The sequence below is a fragment of the Kitasatospora sp. NPDC058478 genome, from assembly GCF_042720345.1.
In the GTDB taxonomy this organism is placed as follows: Bacteria; Actinomycetota; Actinomycetes; order Streptomycetales; family Streptomycetaceae; genus Kitasatospora.
In genome coordinates, this window is record NZ_JBHXML010000159.1 from 1 (window position 1) to 2,011 (window position 2,011).

The following is a 2,011-nucleotide window of genomic DNA, read 5'->3' on the forward strand; positions in this document are numbered from 1 at the left end:
CACGGCGTTGTCCTCTTCGTGTGTGTGGTGGGCGATCTCGTACTGTCCCAGGACCTTGGCTCCCGCGCCGTCGCCGACCCCGCTCCCGAGGCCGGGGCCCCGGCCGTTTGGCGTTGACGACGGCTTCGGGACAGCCGACGCCTTCGGGACAGACGACGGCTTCGGGAAAAGAGAAGAGCCGCGTACGGTCGCCCTCACCGACGTCCGTACGCGGCGTCTCCGCCTGCCGGGGCGCTCTGCGCGCCACACACGCCCGTCCGCGTGTCATCGCGGCCGCGGCCTCCCCGGCGGCACTGTTCCCCGTCCCCAGGGGACCAGTGCCCGTTCTGTGGCCGGCCCCGTCGGGGCCGGCGTGATCTCAGCGGCCGATCAGATCGGCGACGGCCTGGGCCTGGTTCGCCATCTGATCCCAACCGCCGAAGAGCAGCACCAGCAGCACCGCGCACGGCAGGGCCATGGCCAGTGCCACGGCCGGGTGCCTGGTGGGCTGCTCGGCCGACCGGGACTGGATGACGGCCGACCGACGGCGGGGGTTTCCCGTGAGCTGCGGTGCCATGCCCTTACTCCTGTGGTCCGGTCGAGTTGGCGCGGTGAACGGCTTACCTCGGGGGACGAGCTCCCCGTCCACCGCTGAACACAACGCTATTGCTCAGGGGGCCGTCCGGGCGTCATGCCGTCGTACTGTTCCTCGGGCATCCCGGAGGATGACGCTCAGACTTCAGGCGTACTACCGCAGGGGGAGGGAGCCTTGGCCGCGACCCCGGGGGAACCCTGAGGGGCAACCCCGAGAAAGGCTTCGGCACCCCTATGACCTGCGGGTCAGCGCACGATCCGACAATCACACGGCTGCTTGAGGTGTTGCGTATCAGCACACCGCAGGGGGCAGTCCGTAAGCTGTGCCAGACAGGAACTGACGATGCCCCAACCGACGGGGCCTCACCCACAGGCTGACGGGGAACGGAACATGGCGATGATGCGGCTGAGGCGTGAGGACCCCCGCATCGTCGGGCCGTACCGCCTGCACCGGCGACTGGGCGCCGGCGGCATGGGCGTGGTCTACCTCGGCTCCGACCGCCGCGGACAGCGCGTCGCCCTCAAGCTGATCCGCGCCGAACTCGCCGAGGACCAGGAGTTCCGCACCCGCTTCGCCCGCGAGATCGCCGCCGCCTCCCGCATCCGGGGCGGCTGCACCGCCCGCGTCGTCGGCTCCGACATCGAGGCCGACCGCCCCTGGCTCGCCACCGCGTACGTGCCCGGGCCCTCCCTCTACAAGCAGGTCGGCGACGAAGGGCCGCTGAGCTGGCCCGAGGCCGCCCGGATCGGCGCCGCACTCGCCGACGGGCTGGTCAAGGTGCACGAGGCCGGGGTCGTCCACCGCGACCTCAAGCCCTCCAACATCCTGCTCTCGCCGCGGGGCCCGCGCATCATCGACTTCGGCATCGCCTGGTCGCGCGGCGCCAGCACCCTCACCCACGTCGGCACCGCCGTCGGCTCCCCCGGCTTCCTCGCGCCCGAACAGGTCCGCGGCGCCGCCGTCACCCCCGCCACCGACGTGTTCGCGTTCGGGGCCACCCTCGCCTACGCGCTCACCGGGGACACCCCGTTCGGATCCGGGGCGTCCTCCGAAGTCATGCTCTACCGGGTCGTCCACGAGGAACCCGACCTGTCCGCCGTACCGACGCCACTGGCACCGCTCATCCGCGCCTGCCTCGCCAAGGAACCCGCCGAACGGCCCGGCGCGGCCGCACTGCACGAGCGCCTCAGCGAACTCGCGGCGCGCGGGGCGGCAGCCGGAACCGCCACCCGGACCGCGCGGCCCGGCCACGGGCGGGCCGCGGCACCCGCCCCGGCGGGCCCGGCGGCCCAGCCCGCCCCCGACGGCGCCCGGCACGGCGTGCCCGCGCCCGGACGCTCCCCCCAACCCCCCCCCCCCGCACCGTCCCCGGCCCCCCCCCCAGCCGCGGCCCCGCGCGCGCCCGCGGCCCCCCCCCCCCACCCCCCGCCCCAGGCC

2 protein-coding genes are annotated in these 2,011 nt (G+C 74.2%); one reads left to right on the forward strand and one right to left on the reverse strand.

Annotation, left to right across the window (positions count from 1 at the left end; translation table 11 throughout):
• Nucleotides 1-358 precede the first annotated feature (358 nt).
• Complete coding sequence (locus ACFWPT_RS40860; protein ID WP_363372835.1) at nucleotides 359-556, reverse strand: hypothetical protein; 198 nt, start codon at nucleotides 554-556, stop codon at nucleotides 359-361.
• Between the two features lie 408 nt (nucleotides 557-964).
• Here ACFWPT_RS40860 and ACFWPT_RS40865 point away from each other — a divergent pair.
• The coding region (locus ACFWPT_RS40865; RefSeq protein WP_380488118.1) for a serine/threonine-protein kinase at nucleotides 965-2,011 on the forward strand (1,047 nt) is incomplete at its 3' end.